The organism is Nocardia sp. NPDC004722 (genome assembly GCF_053601505.1).
Genome location: NZ_JBSGBY010000699.1, coordinates 1 through 4,101 on the forward strand (window position 1 = coordinate 1; position 4,101 = coordinate 4,101).

At 67.2% G+C, this 4,101-nt stretch carries 5 protein-coding genes; 4 read left to right on the forward strand and 1 reads right to left on the reverse strand.

Annotation, left to right across the window (positions count from 1 at the left end):
• The coding region (locus ACWELQ_RS40085) for an AMP-binding protein (protein ID WP_452402222.1) at positions 1–483 on the reverse strand (483 nt) is incomplete at its 3' end.
• A gap of 169 nt (positions 484–652) precedes the next feature.
• On the opposite strand from ACWELQ_RS40085, the gene ACWELQ_RS40090 reads away from it, so the two are divergent.
• The 4 genes from ACWELQ_RS40090 to ACWELQ_RS40105 all read left to right on the forward strand — a co-directional run.
• Entirely contained in the window at positions 653–1,030 is a 378-nt protein-coding gene (locus ACWELQ_RS40090; RefSeq protein WP_452402223.1) for a YybH family protein, read from the forward strand.
• A 123-nt stretch (positions 1,031–1,153) separates the two neighbouring features.
• Positions 1,154–1,516, forward strand: a complete 363-nt coding sequence (locus ACWELQ_RS40095; RefSeq protein ID WP_452402224.1) for a hypothetical protein — start codon at positions 1,154–1,156, stop codon at positions 1,514–1,516.
• Between the two features lie 182 nt (positions 1,517–1,698).
• On the forward strand, positions 1,699–2,898 hold the full coding sequence (locus tag ACWELQ_RS40100) for a 4-hydroxybenzoate 3-monooxygenase (RefSeq protein ID WP_452402226.1): 1,200 nt from the start codon (positions 1,699–1,701) through the stop codon (positions 2,896–2,898).
• Between the two features lie 51 nt (positions 2,899–2,949).
• On the forward strand, positions 2,950–4,101 hold a 1,152-nt coding region (locus tag ACWELQ_RS40105), incomplete at its 3' end, for a methyltransferase family protein (protein ID WP_452402225.1).

Below are 4,101 nucleotides of genomic sequence, written 5' to 3' on the forward strand. Positions count from 1 at the left end.
GACCTCGTCGAGCATGTGGGCGTACTCGTCGTCGTAGACGAGCAGGTCGGTGCCCTCGCGGGTGGCCACGTCGCGGATCTGGGGGCCCGCGAAATCGGTGTTGAGCAGGATGATCTTGGCGCCGCATTTGGCGGCGGCGTAGATGGCGTCGAGCAGGCCGCGGTGGTTGCGGGCCAGGATCGCCACGCCCTCACGGGGTTTCAGGCCGCGGTCGCGCCAGGCGTTGGCCAGGCGGTTGGAGCGGTCCTCGAGTTCGGCGAAGGTCAGCTCGCCCAGCTCGTCGATGAGTGCGGTCCGGCTTCCGAATCTCGCCGCCGACAAGCGCAATGCCGCCGCCAGGGTGCCGTAGCGCAGCAAGGCGGTGGCTGCGGCGAGCAATACCGTGGGCGATTCGATTCGCACCATCCCGGCCTGCACCGCGAGCCGCGCCGACTCCCCTTCCAGATAGGCCCGCTCCCCTAGCGACCGCACCGAACCCAACACCCTGGACCTCCTCGTCCACCCCTGCAGATTGAGGGCACCTGCCACCAAACTAGCGGTACGGGAGCGCGGACGCGAGGGGAAACGGGAGGCGCAGGGCCGGTCCGTTTTTCACCATGACGTGTCCGGTATCCACCTCGACCCTCGGCTCGCGTCCGGCGACGATCGAGTCATGACAACGATTACCGATCCGGCTCAGCTCCCCGTTCTCTTCGAAGAGCGTTTGAACGCAGGTGATGTCGAGGGGGTGCTGGCGCTCTTCGCGCCCGGCGCCACCATGCGTACCACGACCGGGGCGGTGATCTCGGGGCCTGACGCGTTTCATCAGGAGATCTCCGGCACCGTCGCGGCGCGGGGTCGGCTCACCAATGCCGGGCGGCACGTGCTCGTGGCCGCGGATACCGCACTGCTGGTGACCGATTGGACGATGGAGATCGATACGCCGGCGGGCGCTCGCGTCGCGCCCACCGGCACCACCGCCAATATCGCGCGGCGGCTCGACGACGGGGAATGGCGGTTCGCGCTGCTCAATCCGCTCGGGACTGCCTGATCGGAAGCAGTAGGGAACTTGCGGCGATTAGGGCATGTACCCGATGTCGGGGGCGGCGCGGCCGCGATAGCTTGGAAATCGCTATTGCCTCATGATGCCAGCTAGACACCGTGGAGGAATGACATGAAGAAGTCGATCGGGCTTGCCGCACGCGTCGCCACCGTGGCCGTTTCCGGGTTGGGGTTCGCGGCCGTGCTCGGCTCCGGGACCGCGCAGGCCGCGCCGCAGGATTGTCAGGTGCAGAAGGGGCTGTTCGACGCCTCGGCGGTGTGCCAGCCGGACGGGGGCTCCAACTATGTGCTGCATCTCGACTGTGTCGGGCTCTACGCGAGTGGTCCGTTCCCGCTGTACGCGATCGGGCCTTACAAGGTGTTGAGCTACCCGTTCACGCCGTCGGGTGATCGGATCACCGCTGCTTGCACGGGTATGGGGCCGGGCGTGTTCGCGGTCGCGACCAATGCGTATGTCGAGATCTACAACGGCTGAGGCCGAGACGGACGATCGACCAGCTAGTTATCCCATGTATTCCGTTTTGTCCCAATAGCATTCGACACGTGCGCGCCACGCCGAGCGTGCTCGTATTCCGGTTAATAAATGGGCTAACCTCCAGCAACTGATAGGAGTTCCTACATTCGCATCCTCGACTAGGACGGCCCCCTTTGATCGACATGCAGTCGGCGCACACGGGAACACCCGGCGTCGATGCCGAGGTACTCGTCCTGGGTGCGGGACCAGCCGGGCTCGTACTGGCGAATCTATTGTGTGCGGCGGGAATTCGCGTCACGGTGCTGGAGCGGCAGCGCCGTGAGCGAGTGGAGAGCCGGGCGCGCGCGGGTTTCCTGTCGCCGGACAGCGTGGATGTACTGCGCGCGCACGGACTCGCCGAGGGGCTCGATCGGCGGGGGGCCGTTCACGATGTGTGTGAATTCCGTAGTCCGGAGCAGCATTTCGAGGTGCGCTACGGGCAGCTCGGGTCGCGTCGGCCGCATACGGTGTATCCGCAGCAGTTGCTGGTGACCGACCTGATCGCGGAACTGTTGCGGCGCGGCGGGACCGTGCATTTCGACACCACGGTCGAGGCGATCGGCGACCTGCACACCGACAACCCTCGCGTACTGGTCCGCGCGACGGGCGGGCGAACTCGCAGTTACTCTGCGAGGTACGTAGCGGGCTGCGATGGCTCGCGGGGCATCTCGAGTTCCACGGTGCCCGCGGCCGTCGCGACGCGCGACCACGACATCACCTGGCTGGCACTCCTCGTTCAAGCGCCGCCGAGCTCGGCGAATGTCCTCTACGGTGTGCATCCCGAAGGATTCGCGGGGCAGATGCCGCGCAGCCCGGACATCACTCGCTATTACCTGCAATGCGATCCCTGTGACAGTGCCGGGGATTGGGATGATGAGCGCATTTGGCAGGCGCTGGAGCGACGGCTGAACGCGGCGCGGCACGGTGCGCTCTCGCGGGGGCCGATCGTGGAACGCGGTCTGGTCCGGCTGCGCTCGGAGATCCGCGATTCGATCCAGTACGGGCGGCTGCTGCTGGCCGGTGACGCCGCCACCGCGATCAGCCCCTCGGCGGCGAAGGGCGCGAACCTCGCCATCATGGGGGCCGAGCTGCTCGCGCGGGCGCTCTCGGCCGCGCTGATCGACGGTGATTCGTCGGCGCTGCAACGGTATTCGGCCGATCACCAGCCGATGATCGAACGCGCCCAAGAGTTCTCGCACTGGATGATCGATCTGCTGCATCCGCCCGCCAGCCATGACCCGCAAGCCGCCTACCAGCGCGTGCTGCGTCGCGCCCGGCTGCACAGCCTGGCCACCTCGCCCGCGCATCAGGAACTGTTCGCCCGCAACTACGTCGGTCTCTGACGCACGTCGGTATTCGCCATTCACCAGCAGTAAATCCCACCAGGAGGACTCGTGTCCCGCTCGCTGGCCGTACCCGCATGTCTCGATCCGGTCGATCTCGAACAGCTCCGCGCGGCAATAGAGTTCGTGCGCACGCACGACACCGGCGCGGTGCTCTCGGCCATGCTTCCAGCCCTCACCGCGGCCGAGGCGGCGGCGATGGCGAGCCGCTGCCGGTTCTCCCATACCGCGGTACTCGTGTTTCCCGGCGACCTCACCGTGCTGACCGCCGCACTGGAAAGCCTTGGGCTGACGGCGGATCCGGATATTCCGAGCATGGTGGTTCGCGGTCGGCTGGCCGCCCGGCACGGGGTTGCGTACCAGCGGCTGGACGTGCGGATCGTGCGCGCACCGTTGGCGGGTGGCGACGGGAACCCCTGCACCATCGAGATTTTCGCGGTGTCGGCGGATACCGACATCACCGCGCTGCGTCACGCCGAGCGGATGGCCGGGCACGAGAAGCATCTGGCCCTCGACGTCGAGAGCGTCGACACAGTCGAGCTGGCCGGACTGCGCACCCTGCTGCTGCAGCGCGGCGGAATGCGCAGTGACGGAGGCGGATACAACACTCACGAGGACGCCACCATCCTCTACTTCCGCACCAATGCCCCCGACCGGCCCTATCGACGCCTGGAACTGCATGTCGCCGGGCAGCATTCGCCACTGCTGGCGACCCATGTCGCCGCCTCCCACGATGCGCCAACCCGGCTGCTGCGCCTGCTCACCGGCGCCTGGACCACGCAGGCCCTGGCCGCCACCGCCACCCTGGGCGTGGCCGATCAACTCGCCGCCGCGCCCGGTCGCGACCTCACCGAGCTGGCCCGCATCACCGGCACCGATCCGGACAGCCTGCACCGATTGCTGCGCTATCTCACCGATCTCGATATCGTGCGCCCACGCGGCACCGGCTACGAACTGACCGAAACCGGTGCGCTGCTGCCTGTCTCGGCCACCCATTCCCTGCACCCGCTGGCTCGCCTCTACGGTGGGGCCTTCTACCAGTCCTTCGCTCACCTCGACCACGCGGTCCGCACCGGCACCGCGGGCTTCGACCATCATTTCGGCCGACACCACTTCGAGCATTTCTCGGCGACACCGGAGAGCGCGGAACTGTTCGACGCCGCGATGGCCGCCAGCGCTACCATCTTCTTACCAGAGGTTCAT